Origin of the sequence: Hymenobacter sp. AT01-02, assembly GCF_000961955.2 — a bacterium.
Classification (GTDB): Bacteria; Bacteroidota; Bacteroidia; order Cytophagales; family Hymenobacteraceae; genus Hymenobacter; species Hymenobacter mucosus.
This window is the reverse complement of record NZ_JZIR02000179.1, coordinates 1-871: the sequence shown is the minus strand read 5'-3', so window position 1 is coordinate 871 and position 871 is coordinate 1. Positions and strand designations below refer to the sequence as shown.

General features: G+C 53.6%; 1 protein-coding gene. It reads left to right on the top strand.

Features of this window, described 5'->3' with window-relative positions:
- Positions 1-143 precede the first annotated feature (143 nt).
- Positions 144-871, top strand: a 728-nt coding sequence (locus VI25_RS22050) for a hypothetical protein (RefSeq protein ID WP_201783382.1), incomplete at its 3' end; no start/stop codon positions are given.

Sequence of the window (871 nt, the reverse complement as noted above, 5' to 3'; positions counted from 1 at the left end):
TCGGCCATGAGTGGTAGCAGGTTAGGTAGTCAGAATAGTTTTATGCTGCTAACGTGGGGCCCACGGAGCAGGTTATGGGTAATTCCTGCTGCTTCGTCTAATCCTTTTGCTGGTTCGGCTACGATTACGCTATTTTACTCTGTATGAATCATGTGCTTTTTACCCGCTCTAGCCTCTTCTTGCTCGTTGGTTTGTGCCTAGGCAGCTTTGGTGCCATTGCCCAAACGGGTCCTACTACCGGCCGCATCGAATCGGGCCAAGATATAGAGCCAGATAGTACCCAGTTTGAAGACCAGCTATTCCGAAAAATCAGCCGGTTTACTCGCCAGCGGGTTGAGGAGCAACGTCTTCTGAAAATAGGGCTTACGGAGTTTCGGCACGCTCGGCAAGACGGTGAACTGCGCGATGCGCACTATGGCCTCAACCTGATATATGAGCAGAAGGTGCGCCCCCAATGGTCGGTACTGGCGGAGTTGTCGCCGGAGTTTGTGCGCTACCGCGAGGCTCTGCACGGCCCCGTCACAAACGGTGTAGTACTAGCGTCGCAAGTGGCAGGGCGCTACTACTATAACCTGAACAAGCGCATTTGGCTGGGCAAGAGCGCCAATAATTTCTCAGCAAACTACTTTTCTCTAGCCCTTGGCACTAGTTATGGCAAGCGTGGCTACGGCACGCCACTCACCACCAATGATAACTTACTGCGCGGCGATGCTGTACGAGCCTCTATAGCGGCGCTGTACGGTATTCAGCGGCGCCTGGGTCGCTACGGATTTGTAGATGTATACGCCGGACTGCCGCTGCCACTAATACCGAAGGTGGGTCCTTTAGCTGGCAACAACAATTTTCGGCTACTGCTAGACCTTCGGCTTGG